Source organism: Rufibacter glacialis (assembly GCF_008271745.1).
Taxonomy (GTDB): Bacteria; Bacteroidota; Bacteroidia; order Cytophagales; family Hymenobacteraceae; genus Nibribacter; species Nibribacter glacialis.
In genome coordinates, this window is the sequence record NZ_VKKZ01000019.1 from 551,674 (window position 1) to 578,065 (window position 26,392).

The 26,392-nt window shown below is 54.4% G+C and carries 25 protein-coding genes; 12 read left to right on the plus strand and 13 right to left on the minus strand.

The genetic code is table 11. The annotated features are described in order from the left end of the window. Position 1 precedes the first annotated feature (1 nt). Both FOE74_RS06925 and FOE74_RS06930 read left to right on the plus strand, forming a co-directional pair. Positions 2 to 1,378 (plus strand): HlyD family secretion protein, encoded by a 1,377-nt coding sequence (locus tag FOE74_RS06925; protein WP_149097862.1) that lies wholly within the window; start codon positions 2 to 4, stop codon positions 1,376 to 1,378. Further along, positions 1,375 to 2,823 carry a TolC family protein gene (locus tag FOE74_RS06930; protein ID WP_149097863.1) on the plus strand — a complete coding sequence of 483 codons (1,449 nt, stop codon included), beginning with the start codon at positions 1,375 to 1,377 and terminating at the stop codon, positions 2,821 to 2,823. Before FOE74_RS06925 ends, FOE74_RS06930 begins: the two co-directional genes overlap by 4 nt. Before the next feature lie 222 nt (positions 2,824 to 3,045). On the opposite strand, the gene corA is transcribed toward FOE74_RS06930, so the two are convergent. Both corA and FOE74_RS06940 read right to left on the minus strand, forming a co-directional pair. Then, positions 3,046 to 4,164, minus strand: coding sequence for a magnesium/cobalt transporter CorA (gene corA, locus FOE74_RS06935; RefSeq protein ID WP_149097864.1), 1,119 nt, complete (start codon positions 4,162 to 4,164; stop codon positions 3,046 to 3,048). 129 nt (positions 4,165 to 4,293) lie between these two features. Next, positions 4,294 to 4,890: an IMPACT family protein gene (locus FOE74_RS06940; RefSeq protein WP_149097865.1), complete on the minus strand. Its 597-nt coding sequence runs from the start codon at positions 4,888 to 4,890 to the stop codon at positions 4,294 to 4,296. Positions 4,891 to 5,050: 160 nt separating this feature from the next. Between FOE74_RS06940 and FOE74_RS06945 the strand changes: the two genes are divergently transcribed. From FOE74_RS06945 to FOE74_RS06965, 5 genes are all read left to right on the plus strand, one after another. Then, positions 5,051 to 5,452 carry a sugar 3,4-ketoisomerase gene (locus tag FOE74_RS06945; protein ID WP_149097866.1) on the plus strand — a complete coding sequence of 134 codons (402 nt, stop codon included), beginning with the start codon at positions 5,051 to 5,053 and terminating at the stop codon, positions 5,450 to 5,452. A gap of 4 nt (positions 5,453 to 5,456) precedes the next feature. Further along, positions 5,457 to 6,431, plus strand: coding sequence for a peptidoglycan bridge formation glycyltransferase FemA/FemB family protein (locus tag FOE74_RS06950; protein ID WP_149097867.1), 975 nt, complete (start codon positions 5,457 to 5,459; stop codon positions 6,429 to 6,431). 197 nt (positions 6,432 to 6,628) lie between these two features. Continuing rightward, positions 6,629 to 7,753, plus strand: coding sequence for a DegT/DnrJ/EryC1/StrS family aminotransferase (locus FOE74_RS06955; RefSeq protein ID WP_225840713.1), 1,125 nt, complete (start codon positions 6,629 to 6,631; stop codon positions 7,751 to 7,753). A gap of 129 nt (positions 7,754 to 7,882) precedes the next feature. Next, positions 7,883 to 9,160, plus strand: coding sequence for an O-antigen translocase (locus FOE74_RS06960; RefSeq protein ID WP_149097868.1), 1,278 nt, complete (start codon positions 7,883 to 7,885; stop codon positions 9,158 to 9,160). Then, positions 9,157 to 10,125: a glycosyltransferase family 2 protein gene (locus tag FOE74_RS06965; RefSeq protein WP_149097869.1), complete on the plus strand. Its 969-nt coding sequence runs from the start codon at positions 9,157 to 9,159 to the stop codon at positions 10,123 to 10,125. Before FOE74_RS06960 ends, FOE74_RS06965 begins: the two co-directional genes overlap by 4 nt. Here FOE74_RS06965 and FOE74_RS06970 read toward each other — a convergent pair. Beyond that, positions 10,079 to 11,374 carry a N,N-dimethylformamidase beta subunit family domain-containing protein gene (locus tag FOE74_RS06970; RefSeq protein ID WP_192576595.1) on the minus strand — a complete coding sequence of 432 codons (1,296 nt, stop codon included), beginning with the start codon at positions 11,372 to 11,374 and terminating at the stop codon, positions 10,079 to 10,081. The two genes, FOE74_RS06965 and FOE74_RS06970, sit on opposite strands and share 47 nt — an antisense overlap. Before the next feature lie 124 nt (positions 11,375 to 11,498). Beyond that, complete coding sequence (locus FOE74_RS06975) at positions 11,499 to 12,269, minus strand: class I SAM-dependent methyltransferase (protein WP_188686468.1); 771 nt, start codon at positions 12,267 to 12,269, stop codon at positions 11,499 to 11,501. Between the two features lie 204 nt (positions 12,270 to 12,473). Here FOE74_RS06975 and FOE74_RS06980 point away from each other — a divergent pair, with 204 nt between their 5' ends. Then, positions 12,474 to 13,457 carry an acyl-ACP desaturase gene (locus tag FOE74_RS06980; protein WP_188686471.1) on the plus strand — a complete coding sequence of 328 codons (984 nt, stop codon included), beginning with the start codon at positions 12,474 to 12,476 and terminating at the stop codon, positions 13,455 to 13,457. A 316-nt stretch (positions 13,458 to 13,773) separates the two neighbouring features. Here the strand turns inward: FOE74_RS06980 and FOE74_RS06985 are convergent, their stop codons facing one another. Beyond that, positions 13,774 to 14,061: a DUF427 domain-containing protein gene (locus tag FOE74_RS06985; RefSeq protein WP_149097872.1), complete on the minus strand. Its 288-nt coding sequence runs from the start codon at positions 14,059 to 14,061 to the stop codon at positions 13,774 to 13,776. Positions 14,062 to 14,318: 257 nt separating this feature from the next. Here FOE74_RS06985 and FOE74_RS06990 point away from each other — a divergent pair, with 257 nt between their 5' ends. After that, positions 14,319 to 15,419 carry a vWA domain-containing protein gene (locus FOE74_RS06990; RefSeq protein ID WP_149097873.1) on the plus strand — a complete coding sequence of 367 codons (1,101 nt, stop codon included), beginning with the start codon at positions 14,319 to 14,321 and terminating at the stop codon, positions 15,417 to 15,419. Between the two features lie 458 nt (positions 15,420 to 15,877). Here FOE74_RS06990 and FOE74_RS06995 read toward each other — a convergent pair whose 3' ends face one another. Beyond that, complete coding sequence (locus tag FOE74_RS06995; RefSeq protein WP_149097874.1) at positions 15,878 to 16,066, minus strand: hypothetical protein; 189 nt, start codon at positions 16,064 to 16,066, stop codon at positions 15,878 to 15,880. 159 nt (positions 16,067 to 16,225) lie between these two features. Here FOE74_RS06995 and FOE74_RS07000 point away from each other — a divergent pair, with 159 nt between their 5' ends. Beyond that, entirely contained in the window at positions 16,226 to 17,761 is a 1,536-nt protein-coding gene (locus tag FOE74_RS07000) for a sigma 54-interacting transcriptional regulator (RefSeq protein WP_149097875.1), read from the plus strand. A gap of 131 nt (positions 17,762 to 17,892) precedes the next feature. Next, entirely contained in the window at positions 17,893 to 18,627 is a 735-nt protein-coding gene (locus tag FOE74_RS07005) for a hypothetical protein (RefSeq protein WP_149097876.1), read from the plus strand. Positions 18,628 to 18,795: 168 nt separating this feature from the next. Here the strand turns inward: FOE74_RS07005 and FOE74_RS07010 are convergent, their stop codons facing one another. From FOE74_RS07010 to FOE74_RS07030, 5 genes are all read right to left on the minus strand, one after another. Continuing rightward, on the minus strand, positions 18,796 to 19,254 hold the full coding sequence (locus FOE74_RS07010) for a peptidylprolyl isomerase (RefSeq protein ID WP_149097877.1): 459 nt from the start codon (positions 19,252 to 19,254) through the stop codon (positions 18,796 to 18,798). A gap of 283 nt (positions 19,255 to 19,537) precedes the next feature. Beyond that, positions 19,538 to 20,461: a ribosome small subunit-dependent GTPase A gene (gene rsgA / locus FOE74_RS07015; protein WP_149097878.1), complete on the minus strand. Its 924-nt coding sequence runs from the start codon at positions 20,459 to 20,461 to the stop codon at positions 19,538 to 19,540. After that, positions 20,458 to 21,714, minus strand: a complete 1,257-nt coding sequence (locus tag FOE74_RS07020; protein ID WP_149097879.1) for a 3-deoxy-D-manno-octulosonic acid transferase — start codon at positions 21,712 to 21,714, stop codon at positions 20,458 to 20,460. The genes rsgA and FOE74_RS07020 overlap by 4 nt, the downstream gene beginning before the upstream one ends. Before the next feature lie 289 nt (positions 21,715 to 22,003). Then, entirely contained in the window at positions 22,004 to 22,633 is a 630-nt protein-coding gene (locus FOE74_RS07025) for a peroxiredoxin (protein WP_149097880.1), read from the minus strand. A gap of 337 nt (positions 22,634 to 22,970) precedes the next feature. Further along, positions 22,971 to 24,251, minus strand: coding sequence for an aspartate kinase (locus FOE74_RS07030; protein ID WP_149097881.1), 1,281 nt, complete (start codon positions 24,249 to 24,251; stop codon positions 22,971 to 22,973). A gap of 122 nt (positions 24,252 to 24,373) precedes the next feature. Here FOE74_RS07030 and fbp point away from each other — a divergent pair, with 122 nt between their 5' ends. Then, positions 24,374 to 25,405 (plus strand): class 1 fructose-bisphosphatase, encoded by a 1,032-nt coding sequence (fbp, locus tag FOE74_RS07035; RefSeq protein WP_149097882.1) that lies wholly within the window; start codon positions 24,374 to 24,376, stop codon positions 25,403 to 25,405. A gap of 93 nt (positions 25,406 to 25,498) precedes the next feature. On the opposite strand, the gene FOE74_RS07040 is transcribed toward fbp, so the two are convergent. Both FOE74_RS07040 and FOE74_RS07045 read right to left on the minus strand, forming a co-directional pair. Next, positions 25,499 to 25,957 (minus strand): DUF5606 family protein, encoded by a 459-nt coding sequence (locus FOE74_RS07040; protein ID WP_149097883.1) that lies wholly within the window; start codon positions 25,955 to 25,957, stop codon positions 25,499 to 25,501. 27 nt (positions 25,958 to 25,984) lie between these two features. Further along, on the minus strand, positions 25,985 to 26,386 hold the full coding sequence (locus tag FOE74_RS07045) for an energy transducer TonB (protein WP_149097884.1): 402 nt from the start codon (positions 26,384 to 26,386) through the stop codon (positions 25,985 to 25,987). Positions 26,387 to 26,392 lie beyond the last annotated feature (6 nt).

Below are 26,392 nucleotides of genomic sequence, written 5' to 3' on the forward strand. Positions count from 1 at the left end.
AATGGCAAAGCAACCGCAACCCCAGGCTGTTCCCCAGGCCTGGGAACAGTTTGATTCCTTCCGGCTCTTAAGCAAGCCCCGCCTGGCCAAGGTGATGGCCTACTGGTGCATCGGTTTGTTTGGGCTGCTGTTCGTGGCTTCCTGGTTTCCCTGGACCCAGAACATCCGCTCGGCCGGTTCTGTGACCACCCTGCAGCCGCAGGACCGCCCGCAAACGGTGCAGAGCACCATTGCCGGGCGCATTGAGCAGTGGCGCGTGCAGGAAGGGCAAACCGTCAAGAAAGGCGATACCCTGGTGACCTTGTCAGAGGTGAAGGAGAAATACTTTGACCCCCAACTGCTGGCCCGTATAGGCGAACAACTTGAAGCCAAGGAAGGAAGCCTGCAAGCCAACCAGGAGAAAGCCGATGCGCTGAATGCCCAGATTGCCGCCTTGCAGGAGGGGCTGCAGTTCTCGCTGCAGAAAGCCCGAAACAAGATAAGCCAGGCCCGCCTGAAGATACAGAGTGACAGCGCTGATCTGGTGGCCATCACGGCGGAATACGCCGTTGCCGAAGCCCAGTATGCCCGCCAGGAAAAGCTTTTCCAGCAGGGCCTGAAATCCCTGACCGAACTGGAGAGCCGCCGCCTGAAATTCCAGGAGATGCAGGCCAAACGGCAGAGCATGCAGAACAAGCTCAGCATCAGCCGCAATGAGCAGCAGAATGCCCGTCTGGAGCTTTCTTCCCTTAACGCCGAGTATCAGGACAAAATCTCCAAAGCCCGCTCTGACCTGAACGCCACTCTGGCCTACCTGAATGATACCCGCGGCGAAATCTCCAAGGTGCGCAATGAGTACGCCAACACCCAGATCCGGAATTCTTTCTACCAGATTACCGCCCCACAGGACGGGGTGGTGGTGCGCACCCTCAAAGCCGGAATTGGCGAAACCATGAAGGAAGGCGAGGTCTTGTGCAGCATCATGCCCTCCAATCCGGCCTTGGCCGTGCAACTGTACGTGGACCCCATGGACATTCCGCTGCTGGACGTAGGCCGCAACGTGCGGCTGCAATTTGAAGGCTGGCCCGCCCTGGTTTTCTCCGGCTGGCCGAACGTAGGGTTTGGGACCTTTGGGGGAAAAGTGGCCGTGATTGACAACCTGGACAGCCAGGGCAAATACCGCATTCTGGTGGTGCCAGACCCGCAGGATACGCCGTGGCCCCAGGCCATCCGGATGGGGTCTGGGGCCTATGGCTGGGCCATGCTCAACGACGTGCCCATCTGGTATGAACTGTGGCGGCAGATGAACGCTTTCCCGCCAGACTATCTGGGGGCCGGCGAAAAGGCTGCCAAGGAAGGGAAAGAAGCCAAAACGGGTACAGAAGGAGGCGACAAATGAGGTACAGGAATCGGTTGACGGGATGGGTAGCGGGTAGTTTTCTGCTCCTCCTGGCCCACGTGTCTGCCGCGGCCGACAGTACCGCGGTTTTGACCATCCAGGACCTGCTGGGCAAGGTGGCCGCGCACCATCCAGTGGTGCGGCAGGCGCAACTGCTCCCAGAGCAGGCCCGGCAGGAGATCCGCATGGCCCGGGGCGCTTTTGACCCGGTGTTGGGCTCCAAGTACTACAGCAAGGAATATGAGGGGAAAAACTACTATTCCCTCTGGGACAATGTGCTGAAAGTACCCCTTTGGGTAGGGGAGCTAAAAGCGGGCTATGAGCGCAACCGCGGGGCCTATGTGAACCCGGAAAACACCACGCCCTCGCAGGGACTCCATTACGTGGGTATTTCCGTGCCCCTGGCCCAGGGCTTGCTGCTAGACGAACGGCGAGCCACCCTGTTGCAGGCGAAACAGGCCCAAGAGATGGCCGAGGCGGACCGCGTAAAAACGATTAATAAGTTGCTCTTTGAGGCAGCCAAAGCCTATTGGGACTGGGCCTACGCCCACCAACGGTGGCAGTTGCTGGACCAGGGCTTACAGCTGGCCCAGGTCCGGCTGCAGGCCGTGCGGGAGCGGGTGCGGCAGGGCGATTTAGCCGCCATTGACTCCGTGGAAGCCGTGATGGAAGTGCAGAACCGGCAGGCCATGATTCAGCAGGCCCTTACGGAAAACCAGAACGCGGCGCTGCTGGTCTCCAATTTTCTATGGACTCAAGATACCACGCCGCTGGAGATTCCCGCCGGGGTGTGGCCTTCCCTGCTGGGAACGGAGGTGCAGTCCCTTTCTCCGACTGACCTGGCCGCCCTGCGCACCAACGCCCAGGAGCGCCATCCGGAGGTGGCTAAACTACAGGCCAAGGCCAGGCAACTGGACGTGGAGCGGCGGTTTGGGCAGAACAAACTTTGGCCCAAGCTCAATTTGGAATACAACCTCCTTGGCCCTGGGAACGCCTGGGGCAACCGGTGGTTGGAAGGGGGCTACGCGGCCAATAACTACAAGGTGGGGGCTAGTTTCAGCCTGCCGGTGTTCCTGCGCCAGGAGCGGGGCAAGCTGCAGGTGACCCGGTTGAAGCTGAACGCCACCCGGCTGGACCTGCAGCAGACCACCCGGGAAAACGTGAACCTGGTGCAGGCGGCGTTCAACGAGCGCCAGCAGCTGGAAGGCCAGATCACGCTTCAGGAGCAAATCATTCAAAACAGCAATCTTCTGCGCAACGGGGAGCAGCAGCGGTTTGAGAACGGCGAAAGCTCCCTGTTTCTGCTAAACACCCGGGAAATGAACCTGCTTACCCAACAGCTGAAACTCTTTGAACTAAAGGCCAAGTACGGCAAAGCAAAATATTACCTCCAGTGGGCCGCCGGAGAGCTGCGGGCAGAATCAGCGGGGGAAATCCCGCGTTAACCGCGGCCCCAGAAGTCGGCTTAATCAGATAGGTTTTGTAGCGAGATCTCAAGGCAGGCTGAATTATGCCTGTTTTTCTGAAAACAGGCTATAAAAGTCTCTGCCATCTTGCGGAACCTGTACTCTCTTGGTTTCCTCCTGTTCCCTGGGCCACCAAACGGAAAAAGGGATCACCTGTTGATTGGAGTGCATGAAAGTAGGCTCCTGTTTGGTTTCAGGGCGTTAGGAAAGCCAGCCTTTGCGGTAGAAGTAGTAGACCATGCCAGACACTACCAGCGCCATGAAGCCCAGCAGGGTCACGTAGCCGTATGGTTGGTACAGCTCCGGCATGTTGAGGGGATTGATGCCGCCTTTGGGGTTCTCGCGGGAGAAGTTCATGCCGTAAAGCCCCACAATGAAACTCAACGGAATGAAGATGGTGGAGATGATGGTCAATACCTTCATCACCTCGTTCATGCGGTTGCTCACGTTAGAAAGGTACAGGTCGGTGAGGCTGCTGGTGGTTTCTTTGTAGTTGTCTATCAGGTCAATGAGCTGAATAGCGTGGTCGTACATGTCTTTGAAGTAGATCTTCAGCTCATGCGGCACGGAGTTTTCCTCCATGCGCAGGATCTCGTTGATCTTGTCCCGTTCGGGCCAGATTATGCGGCGTATCTTCACTACCTCCCGTTTCAGGTCCAGGATCTTGCTCAGCAACTGCTTGCTGGGGCTCTCAAAGAGACAATCTTCTAACTCTTCGGCGTATTCGCCCAACTGCGCCATGGCCGGGAAATAATGGTCCAGGACCACATCCAGCATGGCGTAGGCCAGGTACATGGAGGGTTTCTTCCGGATGGCGCCCTTGCCGGATTTGATCCGCTCGCGCAGCGGGTCAAGGCAGTCTTCATAATCGCTCTGGAAGGTGAGTACGTAGTTGGGACCGGTGAAGAGGGATAGTTGGTCATCGTCCAACTCATGCTGCGGGGTGAAGGCGATCATGCGCGAGACAATGAACAGGCGGTTGTGCTCTTCCTCCACTTTGGGACGTTGGTAGTCATTGACCACATCTTCCATCTGCAGCGGATGGATATGGAAATCCTTCATCATGCACTCCAACAAGGACACGTTGCCGTAACCGCGTACGTCTATCCAATGCCGGGCCTCGGGGGCACCCATAAACGCCTGCAGGAGTTCATCATAGGTGGCAAATTCCCTTGTTTCGTAGTATTCATCATCAAAAGAAACCAGAAAGAGGCGGGGCGGCAGGGCATCTGCAGAAACCGACAGATGCCCTGGTTTCTGGCCCACTTTCCGATCCAGGATTTTCTTGGTAGGTTGTTTCACCGTTGGAAGGATGCGCATGGGTGGTAAGGTGCTAGTGGAAGAATGGGCCCGTAAGGCTCGCTGGGAGCAAAGGTTTGAAAATATGGAATGTCTGTTTAGCGGCTGTTTTTCCTTAAACCCAGGAAAAAGGCGCCGTTGACTGCCGTATTAAGACGCCAAAAGTTGCCCGTTTTTCTGAAAAAGGGCCTCAATCTGCGGAGCCAAACCGGTACGCACTTCTACGGTGAGGCGGCAATCTACGTTGAAGTCTTGCTGGCGCACGGGCAGGTCAAAATCCTTCACTACTTTCATGACCTCGTTCATCTGCTCATAGCCAAACTGCACGGTAATGAACGTGGTCTCATGACGCTCTTCCACCTCCGCCAGCGCCAGAGCTTCCGCAGTAGCGGTTTTATAGGCATAGATCAGGCCTCCCACGCCCAGCTTGGTCCCCCCGAAGTACCGGATCACCACCACCAGCACGTTGCTCAACTCAGCTGACCTGATCTGGCCTAAGATTGGATCACCCGCGGAGTGGTTCGGTTCCCCGTCGTCGTTGGCGCGGTACGTGGCTTTGTCTGCGCCTAATAAGTAGGCGTAACAATGGTGGCGGGCGTCAAAATACTCTTTCCGGAGGGCCTGCAGAATCTCCTTCACCTCCTCTTCAGAGCGCACCGGGTACGCCTTAGCGATGAATTTGCTGCCTTTCTCTTTGTAGAGCCCTTCTGTGGGCCCGGCGATGGTGCGGTAGGTGTCCTCCCTCATGGAAAGCAAAAGTACGAAACGAAACAGATTCCCTAGGTTGGCTTTTCGGCTCGTTATTAGAAATCTGGTGGGAAATGGTGTAGTGTCTCCCCTGTCTTGATTACTTGAGTGCCCTTGGTCAAGAATCAGAATTGCCCGTCTTTGCGTACCTTCGCGCATCATGTTGCCAACAGAACCGTACCTGCTTTCCTTTTTGCACCTGCCGGATGCCGGTGACACGTTGATCTCCACCCAGGATGCTAACGGTCTCCCGTTTGCCGCGCAGCGCGTTTTCTGGGTGTATGCCTCTGCGCAGGGAACCGAGCGGGGCGGGCACGCCCACCGGACCACGCAGGAACTGCTGGTGGTGGTGCAGGGTAGCGTACAGGTGGAAACAGAGACGGCGCAGGGAACCCAAACCTTTGAGTTGACTTCCGCCACGCAGGGACTGTACATTCCGCCTTTCTGTTGGATTTCTGTGTATCCCTCCCCCAACGCGATCCTCTGCTGCATGACCTCCACCGTTTTTGACGAGGCAGACTATATCAGAGAATACGCTCAGTTCAAACGCCTGATCCAGTAGCCGCATGCAATTAGGGGATAAGTATGAAGGAAAATGCCTAGCCACCGCGGAGGAGATGGCGGCCCTGCCTCCTTTTTCCTTTGAGGTGTTCCTGTACCTCCAGCCCCGGCATGTGGCCTTGCAGGTGGGGCCTTGCTGGCGGCTGTTTGTGTTGCTAAATACCCATACCGGGCACATAGACGCTTTGGCGCATTTCTTTACAGAGGAGAAGACGGCGTATTCCCCTTGGCGGGCGCCGTTTGGCGGACTGCAGGTAGCACCGGACGTGCCTGCCCAAACAGCCCTGGCGTTTTTACAGTACTTTCACCAAAACCTTCAAGAAACCGGGATTACTGAGATCAGATGGCTGCAATGCCCTGATGCTTACGCCTTGGGTTCAAACCAATTCCTGCGCGCCGCCCTGCCCAATTTGGGCTACCGCCTCTTATATGACCAGCGGAACCACCATGTGCCGGTGACCAATACTGCATTTGCGGTTCAGGCCCACCCCTCCCTTAAAAGAAGGCTAGCCAAAAGCGAAAAAGCGGGTTTTTTCTTCCAGCAGGAATCCGGGGCTTCTCTGCCCGAGGCTTACGCCTTTTTGAAAGAGTGCCGTCAGGAAAAGCAGAAACCCTTGTCCTTGTCCTTACCGCAGCTTACCCGGTATTTTGAGAAGTTCCCCGAGCACTACCTGCTTTTCACCGTGCGCCAAAAACAGGAACTAGCGGCGGTGGGCGTAGCGGTACTTATCTCGTCAAAGATCATGAACCACCTGTATCCGGCTAGTCCGCGACGGTTCAACGCTTATAGCCCATCTGTGCTGTTGAATGCCGGGTTGTACGCCTATTGCCAGGAGCACCACATTCCGGTCTTGGATTTAGGCGTGTCTGCGCCACCAGACGAGACCGAAGAAGACTACCAAGGCCTCTTCACCTTCAAAAGCCGGCTGGGAGGGGTAGAATCCTGGAAACCTACCTTTCTTTGGCGGGAGGGAGAATAATCTTCACGGGAAAATACACGTCTTTAGTTTTTTCATGAACTCAATTTAGCTGGTGTTTTTAGTAAAGGGCGCCTAAACAAGGAAAGGGAATGCCCTCTGCTCCCGCACCGTATCCTTTCCCAATTCTGTGCGTTAGCTTTGCGGCTCGCTTTTCCAACCGCTACCTTGCACTTTCCTTTGTCCTGAATCTCTTGCCCATGCTGTCAGATCCTAAAATGCAGGTTCCCTTTTTTACCTTCCGCGAATTCCCGGCGGGCCTTCAGCAACGGGTAGAGGAGGCCCTCCTAACAGAACTTCGGAAAAACCATTTGGTTTTGGGTCCGGCGGTGGCGCAGTTTGAAGAAGAATTCGGGCGGTATCTGGGCGGGGGAGAAGTGATTGGCGTGGGCAACGGGTATGATGCGCTGGTGCTGTGCCTGCGCGCCTTAGGCATTGGGCCCGGCCATGAGGTGGTGGTGCCCGCCAACGGCTACATTGCCACCATCAACGCCGTGCAACAGGTAGGGGCCAAACCCGTCTTCGCCGAACCTGACCCACAGACCTATAACCTCACGGCCACCTCTGTGTTGCCGGTCATCACACCTAAGACAAAAGTCATATTGCCCATCCATTTGTACGGCCAAAGCTGCGAGCTGAATGATTTGCTGGACTTATGCCAAAGCCATGATTTTGAGTTGGTAGAGGATTTCGCACAGGCGCAGGGAACTCTGTATGCCGGTCAGCCCGTAGGCACCTTCGGGAAAGTGAACGCCACCAGTTTTTACCCTACCAAGAACCTGGGCGCCGTGGGCGACGGCGGAGCAGTGGTGACGCAAGATGCCGCCATAGCCCACTGGGTGCGGCAATACCATAACTATGGCCAGTCCAGGCGCTACGAGTACGCGCAGGCTGGCATCAACTCAAGGCTAGACTCATTGCAGGCAGCTGTATTGACCGTGAAGCTCGTCCACTTGCCGGACTTTAATGCGGAACGCAAACGCCTGGCCAGCATCTATCAGCAAGCCTTGGCAGACGTGGGAGATCTCTGTTTGCCTTCTACCTCCCCGGCTGCCACGGATCATATTTACCACCTGTACGTGGTCCGAACGAGCCAGCGCGATGCCTTGCAGCAGTTCCTCCAAGAGAAAGGTATTCAGACCCTGGTGCATTATCCGGTACCGCCGCACTTGCAGCCGGCGTACCAGCACCTGGGATACCGCCCCGGTGATTTTCCTCTTACTGAGGAACTAGCCACCACCAGCCTAAGCCTGCCGCTTTTCCCGGGCATGACCGAACCGGAGCAGGCGTACGTGGTGGAGGAAATAACAGCGTTCTTCAGTTAGGACAGACCTGCTCCACCCAACTTTTGTTTAACGGCCATTCTTAGGAAAGAAGGCTTAAATCCCCCGGCGGGAGAAGCAGCCATCTGGGTGCTCAACCCGTATTGTCCTATTTTCTTTGTAGTTTGCAACATGGCGCGAAAGCAGCACTTGCGGCAATTTTTGGGTAATTCTGTCTGGTCTGGGCTTTCCACGGTGGCGCGGGCGGGCAGTGCCCTGGTGGTGAACAAGTTGTTTGCGGTGTATTATGGACCGCAGGGAATCACGCTCTTGGCGCACTTTCAGAACCTTATCGCGCTATTGACCACGCTTCCCAACAGCGGCATCAACGTGGGGCTCATCCGGCACCTGGCCCAGCATGAACCCCAGAGCCAGCAGTATCGGGCTTATTTCTGGATTGGCCTGTTATTGAACGCCGCCACCTTTCTGGCCGCGCTTGGGGCTATTGCCCTTTTCCCTGCTTTTTTCCTAGAAAGGTTTGCCAATGACCTGCTTCCGCAGACCAGTATATCAACCCTAGGGATTTTACTGGGCCTGTTCGTGCTGCTTCTCTTGCAGTTGTTCTGGCTGGCGGTGTTGTTGGCGCAGCAGGCGTTACGGCCATACGTGTACTTAAGCATATTGACCAGTATCATGGGTATAGGCATTACCTGGTGGGCCGTGGGCAGGGTTGAGCTACCGCAGGCCTTGGTTTTGTTTTTGACCGGCCAGAGCATAAGCGGGGTGGTGGGTCTGGGCGTGGTGGCGTATAAGGGGCTTTTACCAAAATGGCAATATGCCTGGACCCCGAAAGTTTCCAAGGACCTGGGTAAATTCCTGCTAATGGCGCTCTCTACCCTGGTGGGCGCCAAGTTAATCGACTTTCTGGTGCGGGAGATGGCCATCCAGCAGTTTTCCTTGGTGGAAACCGGTTTATGGCAGTCGGTGGTGAAAATCTCAGATTCCTATACCTTAGTCTATGTCTCGATCCTGGGCATGGTGTACTACCCTAAGATAGCCTCCTTGCTGCCTCAGCCGCAGTCCTTGCGGGATTACGTAAAAAGCGTTTTTTTTCTCTTGGTGCCTGCATTAGGGGTAGGGTTGCTGTTTTTCTGGTGGCAGCGCGATTTCTTTATCCGGTTACTTTTCCACCAGGAATTCTTGCCCGCCCGGGATCTGATGGACTTTCAGGTACTGGGTGACTTCTTCAAAATGACGGCTTGGGTGCTTTCTTATATCATCACGGTGCAGGCGCGGGTAAAACTGTACATCCTTACCCAATTAGGGTCTGGGCTACTTTATGTGGCGCTGGTGGCCTGGCTCATGCCACTTTTAGGGGTAGAAGGGCTACCCATGGCGCACACCCTTCGGTATGGGGTATATCTGGTGTTTCACCTGTACCTTTTCCGGTCTTATTTCTCTAAACCATGACCAAACCACTCGTCTCCATCATCTGCCTAAGCTACAACCATGCGGCCTTCCTGCGGCAAGCGTTAGACTCGGTGTTGGCACAAACTTACCAAAACCTGGAGGTGCTGGTGGTAGATGACCTTAGTACCGATAACAGCGTGCAAATAATAGAGGAGTATGTACAGCGGTTTCCGAGGCTGAAATTCATAAAACATGCCCAAAACACTGGGAACTGCGCGGCCTTCAATGAAGCGTTCCGCCTGAGTACGGGCGAGTTCATCATTGACTTTGCCACCGATGATGTCCTGCACCCTGACCGGGTGGCCCGCCAGGTAGACGCTTTTCAGCACCTTCCCGCCACGTACGGCGTGGTGTATACAGAGGCCGAACTCATTGACGAAACCTCTGCTCCATTGGGCTTTTTCTACACCCGTTCTGCCGCCGGGCAGATAAGCCCGACTCCGGTTGAGGGAGATATTTTTGCGGCCGTGCTGGAACGCTACTTCATCTGTCCGCCTACCATGATGATACGCCGGCAGGTGTTAGAAGAACTGGGGGGCTACGACCCAACGCTGGCTTATGAGGATTTCGATTTCTGGGTTCGCTCTTCACGCCAGTGGCAGTACCATTTCCTGGACCAGGCCTTGTGCCAACGAAGAGTCCACCCGCACTCGCTTTCCCGGAAAGTATACCAGAAGGGAGACCGACAGTTGGCTTCCACCATCCAGGTGATCCGAAAAGCCCAACGGCTGGTCAAAAACGGCCGGGAACAAGAAGCCCTGCAAACCAGGATACAATACGAAGCCCGGCATGCCTACCTGACCGCCAATTACCCTGAGGCGGCCCAGTTACTGCAGTTGTTGCGGGATGAAGACGGCCTGACAGGTTCTTACAGGCTTCTAGAGGTGCTGACCAAACACAGGGTACCCCTGCAGTTTCTCAGGCGGTGGTACCACCGCTGGCGGTATGGGCATACCGGCGCATGAAATTTTGCATAAGTACTGTGAAAACGGCATCAGTACCTAAACCCGAACCACTCTGGATAGAGCCTGAGTTCAGGACTGCATGGCTTTCAGAGAGCGGTGTGTAGGTGATTTCGCCCCCGCCAGCACCGTTCCAGGCTGGGTCTTGCTTGGTGTAAAGATTTGAACCGGATGTTTCTGCTTTGTTGAGCCCTTTGGCTAGGATCACGGTAGTGGCAGGGGTACTCCAGGTGGTTTTATCCGTTTCATCACCACAGATAGGGAGACCATCCAATCCCTGCTCCCCAAATAACTCTCCTTCCTTCCTCTTGGTTCCGGCAAATAGCCAATGCTCCGGGGCCAGGACCCGATAAGGAGCAAACGTACCCATGCCAGCTTCTGAGAACTGAGCCCCTAGCAATTGCGCCTCTGAGTGGGCGGTATGGCGCCAGAGCCCTCCTCTTTGGCCCTCGTTATGAAAAAAGGCCCCGTTTTTGGGGCATTCCACCTGGGTGAAATTCTGGTGCCACCGTACCTGCCAATACACCTGGTTCCCGCCCAAAGCCACCAACGACTTGTGCTTCCAGAGCACCAGATCCCTCAATGCCGCATACATCTTCCCCGAGAAATACTCAGCGTGGTAGGCCAGCACCAGCACCTGGCAGTTTTGAAACACTTTTGGGTGTGCCTCCAGGTAATAATCTGGGTAGAGGTCTGCTTCGTACTCTTTTGAAAACCAATGGAAGAGGTGTGCTTCTAGGCGCAGGTTGTGCTGCACCGGCTGGGTAGGGGCGTAGGTGAGGGCGGTATTAGGCCGCAAAGCGGAGACAAAGGCTACTGGGTCGCCACTGATAGCGTTCCGGTACAGCGACTGCCCGCCGTAGGCGTTGTAAGCTACCCAGGTGGTAACAGGGGCTAGAACGGCTACTTTCGCTATGGGACTAGCGGGGCCTACCAGGAAGTGGATCTCCGACGGCTTCTCCAGTGAAGGGTGAGTAAGCTGGGCACGGTAATATCCTTGGGCTGCCGTAGGAGGCAAGGTGAATTGCCAGCCAATGCTCCAGTGGCAGCCTTGTTGCGCCTCGTCTAAGACATCAGGTTGGGGTAGGGCTTCAAACCGGTGATCGGCTATCTCTTCCCATTCCCCGTCGGCGATGTTCCGCTGCAAGCGCAGGTGGTTCTGGGGCTGCCAGGCCTTGAGGTGGAAAGAAACGGTTTCGCCGGGCAGGTAAAAGGCTTTATCGGTGTAGCCTTCCAGGGGTTGGGGCACCATGTCTGGGGTTACCGCATGCGGGGGAAGGGCCTTTTTGGACCTGAAGCGCCAAAGGAAACCTCGGAGAGGCCCCGCCGTTTTCCGCAGAAAACCAGAAAAAGCCGGGGAAACGCGGCTGATGCTTTTAAGCAACCTCATGGGCCGGGTGCGTGGCGACGAAGATAAGTTCCTGGAGACCCAAGCCCAGGCGGGTTTGCTCTTCCGCCGGCCGGGAATTGGCGTAGGCCACCGCCTGTACCGTGAACCCCTGGGCCGCTACCCGTTCCCCGAAGTCCTGGCCATACTTCCGGAACCGGTCGGACTGCCCGTACACCTGCTGCCGTTGGAGCGGGGTAACGGCCTCCGGCGTTTCCAGGGTCTTTTCCTGGGGGTGCAGGCGGGCCTGGAGCAACAGTTGGCCCTGGGGTTTGAGTACCCGGCGCAGTTCCTGCAAGGCTTTGGTCTCATCAGGCACATGGGCCAGCACATGGGAGCACAGGATCAAGTCAAAGGAAGCGGTGGCATAGGGCAGGGCCTGTAGGTCTACGCGGTCCATGGCTACGGGCGAGGTGAGATCGGCGCTGCGGTAAAGCAGGTTAGGGAGTGCATGCAGCCGTTGCTGTACGATAGGTTCAGGGGCCATGTGCAACACCGCTAACGACCGTTCCTGTAGGTGCACCTGTTCCTGTAGGTAAAGCCACAGCAGCCGGTGGCGTTCCAGGGTATGGCACCGCGGACACAGGGCCTGGGAACGGCGCTCCTTCCCGAAGGGGAGAAAAGTCCGGAAAGACCTCTCACAGAGCGGGCAGTAGACGTTGGTGCCCAGGTACAACCAGCTCCTGGAAAGCCAGAAAAACTTCCGTAAAGAAAGCCGGGTCTGGGCCGGAAGCACTTTCTTTAGCAGGGGCAGCGGCATAAGCGTGAAAAGGTGTTTTTCAAAGATAAATAATTCAAGTTGTTTTCCCGCCAGCATTTAATACTGACACCTTCCAAGATACTTTTACGTATGAATTGGTTCAGTGAGGTTGTGTGGGGAAGACTGATTTACCCAAGAGTTCAGTAGCCGCCGGGCATTCTGCTTAAAATGTAATATATTTGTTCTTCCATATCTAAAGAGTTTATGATTAATAATGCCCTAGCCACCCGTTCAGAGGTGATGATATATGTGGAGAAATTCCTGGATACGGCCCTGCCCGAATTCCTGAAATCAGTGGAAGATAGCTGGCAACCAGCCGACTTCTTGCCAGATGCCCGCATGGATTCGTTTTTTGACGAAATCCGGGAACTGAAAGAGCGGGCCCGTGAACTTTCCTATGACCTGTTGGCGGTCTTGATCGGTGATACTATCACAGAGGAGGCTTTGCCTACCTATGAGAGCTGGATCATGAGCATCAAGCAGGTGAACACCAACCCAGACAGTTCCTGGATGAAGTGGAACCGCGGCTGGACCTCTGAGGAGAACCGCCACGGCGACCTGCTGAACCGCTACCTCTACCTGACCGGCCGTATTGACATGCGCCAGATGGAGGCTTCTACCCAATACCTCATCGCCGATGGCATGGACATCAAAACCGATGATGATCCGTACCGCAGCTTCGTGTACACCTCGTTCCAGGAGACGGCCACCAACGTGTCGCACCGCCGGGTAGGGGCATTGGCTAAGAAAGCAGGCGAAACGACCTTGTCGCGGATCTGTAACTTCATTGCCGCTGATGAAGGACGCCATGCCAAAGCCTATAAAACCTTCGTGAAGAAAATCTTTGAGGTAGACCCGTCTGAGATGATGATCGCCTTTGAAGACATGATGCGCAAGAAGATTGTGATGCCGGCGCATTACTTGCGCGAACTGGGGATTGACCAGGGCCAGACCTTCGGGCACTTCACAGATGCCGCCCAGCGCATTGGCGTGTACACCTCTTCAGATTACGTGGAGATCATGGAAACCCTCATCAGAGAGTGGAAAATCTCCAGCATGACCGGCTTGAACGAAGCCGGTGAGCAGGCCCGGGATTACTTGATGGCCCTGCCCAACCGCCTGCGCCGCGTGGCAGACCGTATACGGGTACCAGAACTGCAGTACAAGTTCAAATGGATTGACTCCTAAGGAAAGCGGTTTTCCGCTACTTTTCTTCTAAATAAAGCCAAAACGCCCCACAAGAGATTGTGGGGCGTTTTGGCTTTAGTAGCTTAAAAACTAATAAATAAGGAGTAAACGTGATAATTTGAGCCGCAGGGGAAGAACGCACAGCATGCGTAGCAGATACTGCTCATCTATTTGGCAACTGCCTTTTACTTTTCTGCATTGACACTCAGGAACCCTTTTTATAGGTTAGAGAACAGCTTCTCCTCTTCACGCGAAAAATCCTCACGGGTAGGTGAGGATTTCTGGTTTTTATATGGGTTAGGAGGAGTACCTAGTGTTAATTTTTGCCGACCACTTGCACACCTTTCCAGAACGCCATGTAGCCTTCAATGCTCTTTGCTTTTTCCTGGGGCTGCGGATAGGTCCAGGCGGCATCTGGGTTTTCAAAATGGCCTACCTGCAATGAATAATAAGAAGCCTCTCCCTTCCAGGAGCAGACCGAATGCCGATTACTGGGTTTGAAGAATTCCCAACGGAGCGAGGAGGGTGGGAAATAGTGGTTGCCTTCTATCTCAATGGTAGTGTCGCTTTCCGCTAGAATCGTGTTTTTCCAAATTGCCCGCATTTTAGAATGGTATTTTTATCATAAATTAATAGTACTAATCGCTAGTGTTTACTGGTTTTTCAAGAGAAGGTTACCTATCATGAGAACATTTGCGTTTACAGGTTGTTAGATACAGACACAGGATCCAAGAAGGAAGACGCAGGATTTCGCCCCAGTTATCCATGCCCAGCGGAGCGTGGTATAGAAAAGCATAGTAGTCATCAGGTAAGTCTTGTGTCTTAGCTCTTGTATCTTGTGGTTCATTAAATAGAAGAGGTATGGCAGCCGGGTATAGATTCACAGATTTCGTGCCGGAGGAACCCCAGGACAAAGGCTTTGAGGCCTTGCTCCAGATATTCCTCCAGTTGATCACCCTCACCGCCGGAGACGTGGCCGAAGCCATGTCCTGGATGAGCGAGCTGGACAAAAAGTTCAACCTCACCGACGACTCCTATGGCCTGGGGGATTTCTTCGAGGACCTCAAGAAGAACGGGTACATAGATGACAAAGGCCCAGACGGGCAGTTCAAGCTACAGGCAAAAGGCGAGCAGAAGATTAGGAAAAGTGCGCTGGAAGAGATTTTCGGGAAACTGAAGAAAGGCGGCAAGGGCAACCACAACACCCCCAAGACCGGCATCGGCGATGAACCTTCCGCCGACCAGCGCGAATTCCGCTTCGGCGATGCCGCCGAGCAGATTGAGTTGACCGAGTCCATCCGCAACGCCCAGATTGAGCACGGCATAGGCGATGATTTCTTTCTGACGGAGCAGGACTTGGAAGTGACCGAGCGCGAGCACAAGTCGCAGACCAGCACCGTGCTCATGATTGACATCTCGCACTCCATGATCCTGTACGGCGAAGACCGCATCACGCCCGCCAAGAAAGTAGCCATGGCCCTGGCCGAGCTGGTGAAGATCAAGTACCCCAAAGACAACCTGGACATCATTGTGTTTGGGAACGATGCCTGGCAGATCACGGTGAAAGACTTGCCCTACCTCATGGTGGGGCCGTACCACACTAACACCGTGGCCGGGCTGGAACTGGCCATGGACCTGCTGCGCCGCCGCAAGACCAGCAACAAGCAGATCTTCATGATCACCGACGGCAAACCCACCTGCCTGAAAGAAGGCCTGAAGTACTACAAAAACAGTTTCGGGCTGGACCGGAAAGTGGTGAACAAGACGCTGAACCTGGCGGCGCAGTGCCGGCGGCTGGGCATACCCATCACCACGTTCATGATCGCCACAGACCCGTACCTGCAGCAGTTCGTGGAAGAGTTCACGCAGGTGAACAATGGGCAGGCGTATTACAGCGGCCTTCAGGGCCTGGGTGACCTGGTGTTCCGCGACTACGGCCGCAACAAGAAAAAGCGGATGTAGCCGATGGGCGTTTAGCGGCCTTTTTTGAGAAAAGAGGCGGTTAATATGTTATTGCTGGCCTTTTTTGATCTCGCGGCGCCGTAGCTCATTGCCCCAAATGCCTAGTGCCATGGCTACTGCGATAAGGATATAGGAGCCAGACTTTTCCATAACATGGGAGATTCTTAAGGCGGCGACAGCCACTGCCAGGGCAGAGGCAAGGAGATATAGTAAGGAAGACGTTCTCATAGGGAGTACGAGCTAAGAAATAAACCTTGTAATCCCGCAAGTACCGCTTGTGCTCCCGCAAGTTTGAGCGAAGCGGTAACTTGTGGGAACTAGGAGGCCAGTTTGCAACTGGCGAATTTAAAAATGCTGGCTCCAACTGGCCTTATACGGGTAGGCGAAGGCAGTAAAACGGAAAGGAAATAGAGAGCAACAGTTTTAAGCCTGCTTTTTGAAAATAAAGGCAAAAGTGTTTATAAGGTTGTATTCTCCAGGTTCCGTTGATACTTCTTCTTCAACCAGGCGGCTAGCAGGGACAATGCGATACTAGACCAGAAAATGATGTCAAAGGTAGGCTTCTCAATAGTGTGGGTGATTCTCAGTGCAGCACCCAGTATCACCATGGAAGTGGCAATGATATAGAGAAGATTATGTGTTTTCATAAAGGAAGGTTTGAAACGAAAGATACCCATTTTTTTCGTTCAGCCAATTGAACGTAGCTGTTAAAAGAAGCAATCATAAATTCTGTTTTCGGCTCTATTTTAAAAAAATAAGGCCGAAAATGGGAATAAGACCAACCATTAACCATCAGCAAACAGAAAATGCTTTATACTGATATACCTGCAGAGCAACTGCACAAGATCAAGACCTTGGGCCAGTTGAAGGCCGCCGGCTATGAGCCGCGAAGCGTGAAGGAAGAACTGCGCGCCAACCTCATCCAGAAACTGAGCAGCGGCGAAGAGGTGTTCCCCGGTATCTTCGGGTACGAGGAAACCGTGATCCCAGACCTTCAGCGTGCCATCCTGAGCCGCCACCACATCAACCTGCTGGGCTTGCGCGGACAGGCCAAGACCCGCATAGCGCGCCTCCTGGTGCAGCTCCTGGACGAGTATGTACCCGTGGTAGCCGGCTCTGAGCTGAACGATGACCCCCTGCAGCCGCTTTCGCGTTATGCCTTGGATCAGATTGCCCACCACGGCGACGACACCCCCGTCAGTTGGCTGCACCGCGACGAGCGCTACACCGAGAAACTGGCTACCCCAGACGTCTCCGTAGCCGACCTCATCGGCGATGCCGACCCTATCAAAGCCGCTACCTTGAAATTGCCGTACTCAGATGAGCGCGTGATCCACTTCGGGCTGATCCCAAGGGCGCACCGCGGTATCTTCGTGATCAACGAACTGCCCGATCTGCAGGCTCGCATCCAGGTGTCATTGTTCAACATTCTGCAGGAAGGCGATATCCAGATAAGGGGCTTCAAGATCAGGCTGCCGCTGGACATCCAGTTCGTGTTCACGGCCAACCCCGAGGACTACACCAACCGCGGTTCCATTGTGACCCCGCTCAAAGACCGGATTGACTCCCAGATCATCACGCATTACCCTAAGAACATAGAGGTAGGCAAGCGCATCACCAAGCAGGAGGCCCGCATTGCGCCGGTGCAGAAAGACCGCGTGAAAGGCCATGAACTTATCCATGACCTGGTAGAGCAAATTGCCTTTGAGGCCCGCGAGAGCGAATACGTAGACGCGAAAAGCGGCGTGTCGGCACGGTTGACTATTTCTGCTTATGAGAGTGTGGTAAGTGCCGCGGAAAGGCGCGTGCTGCTCAACGGCGAGACCCAGACCCATGTGCGTGTCGCGGATTTCCTGGCCGCGGTTCCGGCCGTGACGGGCAAGGTGGAACTGGTGTACGAAGGGGAGCAGGAAGGCGCCGGCGGCGTGGCTTATCGGTTGATGGGCAAAGCCATCAGAACGCAGTTCCTGCACTACTTCCCGGACCCAGACAAGTTCAAGAAGCAGAAAGAGAAGGACCCCTACAAGAAAGTGACCGCCTGGTTCTCAGACGGCCACACCCTGGACCTGCTCAATGACGCCTCAGACGCCGAGTACAAGCGGGAACTGAACCAGGTGCCGGGCCTTTCTGAGGTGGTGAACAAATTCCAGGCAACGCCGCAGAGCGAAGCCGAGCACCTTTTCTGGATGGAGTTCTGCCTGCACGGCCTGGCCGAGTACAGCCTTATCTCCCGCAACCGTCTTACCGCCGGTCTACAGTTCAAAGACCTGCTCAGCAGCATGTTCTCCGGCGGCGGCTTCACCCTCACCGAAGACGACGAGGACGACAACGACCGTTTTTAGGCTTGTTTTCTTAAAATTAGGCGAAAATCTTCCTTCTAAAGCGCCCGTGGCTGATCTGCCGCGGGCGCTTTAACTTTTTAGGGGTGTCTCAAGTACAACCTTTACCCGTTGCTCTCACTAGAATCCGTTCTATGCCCAACTTTTTCATCACACTGCTTCCGTTGCTAGGGTTCATGGTGGTGCACCTGCTGGGGTACCGCTTGAAGTTTCTGGAGGGCATGCCGCGCAGCATCTGGTTGTCTGGAGCGGGCGGGGTGAGTGTGGCTTACGTTTTCCTGCACTTGTTCCCAGAATTGCAGGAAGGCCAGGCGCACGTGGAGAAGGCCGCGCGGGGGCAGGGATTGTTTTTCCTGGAGCACCACATGTATGTGATGGCCCTGGTGGGATTGGTGCTGTTCTACGGCATTGAGCGCCTGGCCATCAATACCAGAAGAGGCGGCAAAGGAGCTGGTGATGAAACCCCTGTCTCAGTTTTCTGGGTGCACATGGGTTCCTTCGCGCTTTACAACGCCTTGATTGGCTACCTGCTGCACAAGCGCGAAGAGGAATCGGCCCAGGAGATTCTGTTTTACTGGGTGGCCATGGCCCTGCACTTTCTGGTCAATGACTTCGGGCTGCGCGAACACCACAAAGAGCGCTACCAGAAACTGGGCCGATGGCTTTTGGTGGCTGCCTTGGCCCTGGGCTGGGGCATAGGATTATTAGTGGAGGTCTCAGCTGCGGCCACCGCGCTGCTCCTGGCTTTCTTAGCGGGTGGGGTAATTCTCAACGTTTTGAAAGAGGAACTGCCCGAAGAGCGGGAAAGTAGGTTCTCAGCTTTCTTGGTAGGTACCGCCGTGTATGCGGCCCTTCTGTTGTTGCTCTAAGCCAAGTTTTGTTTTTTGCCTGTTTTGGGAAAATAAGCCAAAGAACCAGTTTTAATTTAACCTTGCTTTCATAAAAATAGCCGGAAAACGTACGTCTTCCGGCTATTTCATCTGCACTGGGTGAAAGGCTAGCCTGAGGTGTACTTCAGCCCAACTTTCCCAAGTTGTTTACGCCTCGTTTACCACGATTTTCTGGATGCGGTCACCGGCTTTGATTTCATCAATCACCTCCAGGCCTTCTACCACTTTCCCGAAGCAGGTGTGGTTGCGGTCCAGGTGCGCAGTGTTGTTACGGCTGTGGCAAACGAAGAACTGTGATCCGCCGGTGTTGCGGCCTGCGTGGGCCATAGACAACACGCCACGGTCATGGTACTGGTTCTCGCCAGATAATTCACAGTCAATCTTGTAACCGGGTCCGCCGGTGCCGGGCATGCCTTTGGCGCCTTCGCGGGAGTTAGGGCAACCGCCCTGGATCACGAAATCAGGCAATACGCGGTGAAACGTAAGGCCGTCATAGAAGCCGTCTTTGGCCAGTTTGGTGAAGTTCTCAACGGTTTTAGGAGCATCTTTCTCGTAGAATTCTACTTTCATGACTCCTTTGGCGGTATGGATTTCTGCGGTTTTCATCGGTTAATGTGCTAATTAGTGAATGTGCTGGTGTGTTCTTTAAAACGGATCAAGCCTTTCAGGTCTGTCTGTTTCCGGGCAAAGGTACGAATTTTACCGCTACCGCCCAGGTGATTCCCTCCCAAGAAATAGAACCGCTGTTTGCCGGCCGTTTTTTCAAAATAGCCCCTAAACGCTATAGAGACTCAAGACTCAAGACGCAAGATCTAAGATTCCAAACTCAGAACTCAGAACTCAGGACTCAGAACTCAAGACTCAGAACTCAAGACTCAGAACTAAAGGCTTACCTATGTGAATCATCGTTCTGCAGCAGGCTGAGGTAGCTCTCGTAGCGGGGTAGGGCGATCTTGCCTTTCTTCACGGCGTCCTGAATGGCGCAACCCGGCTCGTTCACGTGGATGCAGTTGTCAAAGCGGCATTTGTTCAGGCGCGCGCGCATTTCCGGGAAATAGTGGCCAATCTCTTCCTTCTTCATTTCCACCACGCCCAATTCTTTGATGCCGGGTGTGTCAATGAGGTAGGTGTTGTTTCCTACTTCAAACATCTCGGCGAAGGTGGTGGTGTGCACGCCTTTGTCTGAGAATGCCGAGATCTCCGAGGTCTTGATGTCCAGATCAGGTACCAGGCTGTTGACCAACGTACTTTTGCCCACCCCGGAATGGCCGGTGAACAAGGTCACTTTCTCCGCGAGCAGTCCCTGGATCTCCGAGATGCCTTCGCCGGTATGCGCCGAACACGGAAAACAGGGGTAGCCAATCTGTTGGTAGAGCTGCATGACCTGGTCCAGGTACCCTTGGGTGTCCTGGTCGTAAAGATCCAGCTTGTTGAACAGGAGCGTGGCCGGAATGCTGTAGGCCTCTGCGGTGACCAGGAACCGGTCAATAAACCCAAAGGAGGTACGCGGCGAGACCAACGTGACCACCAGAAAGGCTTGGTCCAGGTTAGAGGCCACAATGTGGGCATGGTGCGCCTTGTGGGTAGACTTCCGGATGATGTAGTTGCGCCGCGGTTTTATCACGGTGATCACCGCCTGGTGCTCACCACCCTCGGGCTCCAGGGTCACTTCATCGCCCACGGCGATGGGGTTGCTTACCTTGAGGCCTTTGTTCTTGAATTTCCCGCGAAGGCGGCATTTGTACAGCTGCCCTTCTGCGTGGCCGCGTACCAGATACCAAGATCCTGTTGATTTTACTACTGTCCCTGTCATGCTTGCCGCGAAGGTAACCAATATTCCAAAGATGTTAAGATACGGTCAGTAGCGCCGGCCTGTTTCTGGAGGTAGGCTTGGGTTTTGGCTCTTATTTTCTCCAGCGAGGCAGGTTCTTCCAGCAGTTTCGCAAACTTCTGGCTGAGGTCCTGGGACGAACGGACGCTGAAGGCCGACCCGGCGGTTACCAGATCAATGGCCTCCTGGAACTTCTCATACTTCGGACCGAAGAAAATGGGTGGCCCAAAGGCGGCTGGTTCCAGGGTGTTGTGCAGGCCCTTCCCAAACGCGCCGCCCACGTAGGCGTAGGTGGCGTACTGGTAAAGGCCAGAGAGCATACCAATGTTGTCAATGAGCAGGAGTCGGTAGTTGGCCACGGTGGCAGCATCTGCCTGGGAGTACCGGATAGCCTGCCCGGGGAATTGTTGTTCCTGCTGGGTGAGTTCTTTGTCATGGATCTCGTGCGGGGCCAGAATGAACTTGAGGGTGGGCAACTGTTGCTGCAGGAAGGGCAGCAATACGGCCATGTCCTGGGGCCAGCTGCTTCCGATCACCATGACCGGGGAATCGCCTTTGAAGGCTTGGGCAATGGGGTTAGGGGCGGCGCTTTGAGCGTTCTGCAACACCCGGTCTACCCGCGTATCACCAGCTAGGCTCATTTTGGTGAAGCCAATGCCAGCCAGCAGTTGCACCGACTCCTGGTTCTGGGTGTAAATGTGGGTGAAGCGCTCCAGAATACGCCGGTAGAATTCCCCGTTCCGCTGGAAGTAAATCTGGTTAGGGCGGAACGTAGCAGAAATGGAGAACAACGGGATGTGCCGCTTGCGCAGTGCTTTGGTGTAATGGTGCCAGAACTCGTATTTCACAAACACGGCCAGCTGCGGTTTCACCAGGTGCAGGAACCGGCGGGCATTCTCAGCGGTATCCAGTGGAAGGTAGAATATATAATCGGCGCCGGCGTAGTTCTTCCGGATCTCATACCCGGAGGGGGAGAAGAAGGTTAGCACGATCTGGTAATGGGGGAATTTCTGCCGGAAGGCCTCAATGAGTGGTCGGCCTTGCTCAAATTCGCCCAGGCTGGCGCAATGGAACCAGGCGATGGGGGCGGTATGGTTCTGTAGCTTTTGCTCTATTTCCTGGAAAACATCTTTGCGCCCCTTTACCCAGAGGGCAGCCTTGGGGTGGAAAGGAGCGGCCAACCGTACCCCAAGCCCATAGGCCCGTACCCCCACCTCATATAGAATCTTTGACATCGCTTTCCGGTTTTTGTTTCAATATCCCGTTACCGCGGCAACGCTGGTACGGTAAAGATACTCCGTATTTTGCTCCAAGGCGCATCTTGCAAGGGTATTTTGCCTGGTGTAACCCGTCTGGCAGATCTGGGACCCGCGCCTGGCCTTGGGCAGCACTGGGGTTCTGGGATTACAGCGATAGGTTTCTTTCCTTATGGACCAGGTGTTCAGGAAGAGCCGCAGAGAGGGCAGGGCCAAAAAAAAAGCCCCTGATGACCCAGGGACTTTTTTGGTGAAGCAATTTCTATTCTTAGCGGCTTGCCAGGTAAGAAGAAACGCCTTCATGGGTTGCCTGCATGGCTTCCTGGCCTTCTTCCCAGTTAGCTGGGCAAACTTCGCCTTTTTCTTCAAAGTACTGCAACGCGTCTACCATTCTCAGGGCTTCGTCAATGCTGCGGCCCAGAGGCATGTCATTCACCACTTGGTGGCGCACAATGCCTTGCTTGTCAATGAGGAACAGACCACGGTAGGCTACCGGCTCTCCAACAAAGATCATTTCGCCTTCTTCGTTGTAGTCATAGTGGCCAGCCAGCACGTCATAGTTAGAGGAGATGGTCTTGGTGGCATCTGCTACCAGTGGGTAGGTCACGCCTTCAATACCGCCTCTTTCGCGTGGGGTGTTCAACCAGGCCCAGTGCGACTGGTGCGTGTCTGTAGAGCAACCTACCACGGCTACGCCTTTGCGGGTAAACTCCTCTAATCTGTCCTGGAACGCGATGATTTCGGTAGGGCACACAAAGGTGAAGTCCATGGGGTAGAAATAGAACAACACGTGTTGTTTCCCAATGTATTGATCTAAAGAAAAATCCTCTTCGAATTCTAAATCTACTACTGCAGTAGCTTTGAAAGATGGTGCTTTTTTACCTACTAATACTGCCATGATTTACGGGTAAGGTTAAAGGTTACTATTTGGTAAAACGCTTTAAATCTAAGAAAAACCAGAAGCGCCTTTACGGGTGCAAAGGTACGGTTCAGCCGGCTACCCTGCAAAAAAGAAAGGAAATGCCCTTGAAAACCGTGTTATGGGGTGGTATCCTTTAGGATAGCGCACCCAGGAAATACCGGCTCGCCAGAAAGACAAAATTTCCTGCCTGTTTCCAGTTGTGTACTTGCTGCGTTTATCTCCTGTTTTTTAAGAATAATGCTATAAACAGATGGTTTTTAGAGATTAAAGTGTTGGATGGGATTATTTTCTGAGACTCTTAAAGAGAATTTCCTTAGTGGGGGAATTCCTGGGTGGGGCGGCAGACAAACTGAAAAGTCTGCCGGCTGCGTTGTTCCAGCAGGATCTCGCGGCCATGGGTCAGTTTCTCCAGACTGGGCTGGTCATAGTTCTTGATGGTGTACAGGTGCAGCGGCTGGTTGTAAAGGATCAGGAACTCCTGGGCCAGCGCCTCTTTCACGGCTTCCACCCGGGCCTCATCAGCGTCAACACAGGTAGAAAAGGAGATGGCCGAGTTCTGCATGAGGTTGATCTTAAGCCGGTGGTGGCTAAGGGCCTGGAAAATGGTGCTCAGGTGCTGCTCCGTGATAAAGCCGAAATCCTTGGTGTGGAAGGAAAGCAGGCACTGATTCTGCTTCAGGATAAAGGAAGGGGCAATACGGTCGTGCTGGCAGTTCCAGATCACGGTGCCCGGCTGGTCTGGGTGCAGGAATGATTTCACGTGCAGCGGAATGCACTGTTGGGCCAGCGGTTGCACCGTTTTGGGGTGAATGACCGAAGCGCCGTAATACGCCATCTCAATGGCCTCCTGGTACGCGATTTCCTCGTATCTGATAGTATCCCGGAACAGTTTGGGGTCGGCGTTGAGCAGGCCGGGCACGTCTTTCCAGATGGTGAGCGACTCGGCCTTGAGGCAATAGGCGAAAATGGCGGCACTGAAGTCTGATCCTTCGCGGCCCAGGGTGGTGGTGCGGCCGGTGGACGTGCCTCCAATGAACCCCTGGGTGATGAGAGCGCCGTTTTCCAGCAGGGGCGGCAAGTGAGTGGCCATCTGCTGCTGGGTGTATTCCCAGTCCACGCGTCCTTCGCGCCAGGTAGCATCAGTGCGCAGGTAGGGGCGGCAGTCCAGCCACTGGTTCTGGTAGCCCTGGCTGCTGAGGAAGTGGTGCAGGATGAGGCTGGACAAAATTTCTCCGCCGCTGATCAACTGATCGTACTGTTCATCGTACTGCACCTGTGGCCGGATCGTTTTCAGGGTGTTTTCCAGAAAGCGGAACTGTTCCTCCAGGGCCTGGTGCACCGGGTGCCCGAATTCAGGGAAAAGCTCCTGCACCACGGTTTGGTGGTACTGGCGCATCTGCTGCCAAGCCTCTGTATAGTCTGACTCTTGGAAGGCAAGCTTAAAGACCTGCTCCAGCGCATTGGTGGTCTTGCCCATGGCCGATACTACTACCACTGGTTTCTCCTGGGCCGGAAGGGAAGACAAGATGCGGAAGATGTTTCTGAACGCTGCCGCGTCTTTCACTGAGGCGCCCCCAAATTTGTAAACTAACATTTAGTACCTACTTTTATGAAGAATCGTTAATTGTAATGTTACTAATTGGTAAATAATTAGTATTATTGTAATTAAGAGAGGAAGTATCTTCTTACCCCTATACCTTTATCCATCGTACTCCTATGACACTAAAAGAAAATTTAGCTCTTCCAGTCGGCACAACCCTAGACCGGTTTATCATGCGGAAACAAGAAGATTTCCCCTACGCCACTGGTGAATTATCTCAATTGCTGCGGGATATCGCTTTGGCTGCAAAAATAGTAAACCGGGCCATAAACCATGCGGGCCTGACGGATATAGGAGGAGCATACGGAAAACAGAACGTGCAAGGGGAAGACCAGCAGAAACTGGACGTGGTGGCCAATATCCGCTTCATACGCGCCCTGCGCAACGGAGGAGAGGTTTGCGCCATCATCTCTGAGGAAGAGGAAGACGTGATCCACACCGGCAATAACAACGGGAAATACATTGTGGCCATTGACCCACTGGACGGTTCCTCTAACATTGACGTGAACGTGTCTATTGGCACCATCTTCTCTATCTACCGCCGGGTTTCTGAACTAGGCACCGAGGCCACCATGGATGATTTCTTCCAGAAAGGCACTGAGCAGGTAGCCGCCGGATATGTGATCTATGGCTCCAGCACCATGTTGGTGTATACCACTGGCAACGGGGTTAACGGCTTCACCTATGAGACTTCTTTGGGTGAGTTCTTCCTGTCGCACCCTAACATCACCACGCCCCAGAACGGCAGCATCTACTCGGTGAACGAGGGCGGGTTCAACCATTTCCCGGAGAGCATCAAGCATTACGTAGAGCTTTGCCGCGTGCGCAACTACGCCGCCCGCTACATTGGTTCTCTGGTAGCCGACTTCCACCGCAACCTGTTGAAAGGTGGCATCTACCTGTACCCCAATACATTGAAATCACCCGGCGGAAAGCTGCGGTTACTATATGAGTGCAATGCCCTGGCGTTCCTGGTAGAGCAGGCCGGCGGAAAAGCCTCTGACGGCCGGCAACGGATCCTGGAGATCCAGCCTTCAGAACTGCACCAGCGCTGCACCCTGTACATTGGGTCAAAAGACATGGTGAACGAGGTGGAGAACCTGCTGGTGGCCCGAGACCGGCCGGTTAGATCTTCTTTGGCCGTTTAAGCCCTTATTTCACCAAAACAGCCTCTAAACAAAGCGGCCCCTGCTATCTGGCAGGGGCCGCTTTGTTTAGAGGCTGTTTTCAGCAAAACGTGATTATTCTGCGGCAGAGGCAGTTTCCTGGGGAGCTTCAGAGCCAGCGGCATCAGAAGCGGCCTCTTCAGAGTAAGGCACGAACTGGTTCACGATCACATACCATTGGGCCAGCTTCTTCATGTCTGAGGCATACACCCGCTCCTGATCATAGTCCGGGAGAACCGATTCCAGAAACGCAGAAAGTTCCTGGGTGCTGGACTTGGATGTTACCGGCAGGTCAGAGCCGTACTGCTTTCTGATTCTGTCAAAGATCTCGGCCAACGGCACGGTGTGCTCTTCATCATTGGTGTACATAGAGATCTCCTGTAGAATAGACACCCGGTTTCTGGCCTGTGCCACGCTACGGGCTGGTTTCTCCGTCAGGCTTTCTACAATGATTCCATTGCGGGTAGGGGCTACGATCTTGTAGAGCCCCGGCATACCGGAAATAGAAGCGATCTCTCTCAGGTCAAATGGCATAAAGGTAAATTAGGTTATAATGAATGATTAGAGTTTGAAATTCACGGGCACGCTGTATTCCTGGCTGTACCCCGGGGCGTTGAATTTAAGCAGCTGCACTACCCGTAAGGCCTCCTGACCGGTACCACCGCCTACTTCTTTCAGAATCTTGGCGTTTTTGATGGAGCCGTCCTCTTTGAGAGTGAAGTGGATGATGCAGGTGCCCATCACGCGGTTCCGCTTGGCCATGGCCGGGTACTGGATGTTGCGCTGCATTTCCGCCACCATCGCCTCCTGGCCACCAGGGTAATGCTCGGCCACCGGCAGTTTGCCCGTTTGCGTGGTAGCGGCAGGCTTGGCGGTCTGGCCTGGTTTAGTGGTCTGGGCGGTAACGGTACCTGCGGCAAAGAAGGTGAAAAAGGCCGCGGCCGCAAAATGTTTTAATTCCATCTTAGA

Coding starts and splice junctions, on each gene's coding strand:
- FOE74_RS06925 (WP_149097862.1), top strand. CDS start 2: ATGGCAAAGCAACCGCAACCCCAGGCTGTTCCCCAGGCCTGGGAACAG.
- FOE74_RS06930 (WP_149097863.1), top strand. CDS start 1,375: ATGAGGTACAGGAATCGGTTGACGGGATGGGTAGCGGGTAGTTTTCTG.
- corA (WP_149097864.1), bottom strand. CDS start 4,164: ATGCGCATCCTTCCAACGGTGAAACAACCTACCAAGAAAATCCTGGAT.
- FOE74_RS06940 (WP_149097865.1), bottom strand. CDS start 4,890: ATGAGGGAGGACACCTACCGCACCATCGCCGGGCCCACAGAAGGGCTC.
- FOE74_RS06945 (WP_149097866.1), top strand. CDS start 5,051: ATGTTGCCAACAGAACCGTACCTGCTTTCCTTTTTGCACCTGCCGGAT.
- FOE74_RS06950 (WP_149097867.1), top strand. CDS start 5,457: ATGCAATTAGGGGATAAGTATGAAGGAAAATGCCTAGCCACCGCGGAG.
- FOE74_RS06955 (WP_225840713.1), top strand. CDS start 6,629: ATGCTGTCAGATCCTAAAATGCAGGTTCCCTTTTTTACCTTCCGCGAA.
- FOE74_RS06960 (WP_149097868.1), top strand. CDS start 7,883: ATGGCGCGAAAGCAGCACTTGCGGCAATTTTTGGGTAATTCTGTCTGG.
- FOE74_RS06965 (WP_149097869.1), top strand. CDS start 9,157: ATGACCAAACCACTCGTCTCCATCATCTGCCTAAGCTACAACCATGCG.
- FOE74_RS06970 (WP_192576595.1), bottom strand. CDS start 11,374: ATGGTGCCCCAACCCCTGGAAGGCTACACCGATAAAGCCTTTTACCTG.
- FOE74_RS06975 (WP_188686468.1), bottom strand. CDS start 12,269: ATGCCGCTGCCCCTGCTAAAGAAAGTGCTTCCGGCCCAGACCCGGCTT.
- FOE74_RS06980 (WP_188686471.1), top strand. CDS start 12,474: ATGATTAATAATGCCCTAGCCACCCGTTCAGAGGTGATGATATATGTG.
- FOE74_RS06985 (WP_149097872.1), bottom strand. CDS start 14,061: ATGCGGGCAATTTGGAAAAACACGATTCTAGCGGAAAGCGACACTACC.
- FOE74_RS06990 (WP_149097873.1), top strand. CDS start 14,319: ATGGCAGCCGGGTATAGATTCACAGATTTCGTGCCGGAGGAACCCCAG.
- FOE74_RS06995 (WP_149097874.1), bottom strand. CDS start 16,066: ATGAAAACACATAATCTTCTCTATATCATTGCCACTTCCATGGTGATA.
- FOE74_RS07000 (WP_149097875.1), top strand. CDS start 16,226: ATGCTTTATACTGATATACCTGCAGAGCAACTGCACAAGATCAAGACC.
- FOE74_RS07005 (WP_149097876.1), top strand. CDS start 17,893: ATGCCCAACTTTTTCATCACACTGCTTCCGTTGCTAGGGTTCATGGTG.
- FOE74_RS07010 (WP_149097877.1), bottom strand. CDS start 19,254: ATGAAAACCGCAGAAATCCATACCGCCAAAGGAGTCATGAAAGTAGAA.
- rsgA (WP_149097878.1), bottom strand. CDS start 20,461: ATGACAGGGACAGTAGTAAAATCAACAGGATCTTGGTATCTGGTACGC.
- FOE74_RS07020 (WP_149097879.1), bottom strand. CDS start 21,714: ATGTCAAAGATTCTATATGAGGTGGGGGTACGGGCCTATGGGCTTGGG.
- FOE74_RS07025 (WP_149097880.1), bottom strand. CDS start 22,633: ATGGCAGTATTAGTAGGTAAAAAAGCACCATCTTTCAAAGCTACTGCA.
- FOE74_RS07030 (WP_149097881.1), bottom strand. CDS start 24,251: ATGTTAGTTTACAAATTTGGGGGCGCCTCAGTGAAAGACGCGGCAGCG.
- fbp (WP_149097882.1), top strand. CDS start 24,374: ATGACACTAAAAGAAAATTTAGCTCTTCCAGTCGGCACAACCCTAGAC.
- FOE74_RS07040 (WP_149097883.1), bottom strand. CDS start 25,957: ATGCCATTTGACCTGAGAGAGATCGCTTCTATTTCCGGTATGCCGGGG.
- FOE74_RS07045 (WP_149097884.1), bottom strand. CDS start 26,386: ATGGAATTAAAACATTTTGCGGCCGCGGCCTTTTTCACCTTCTTTGCC.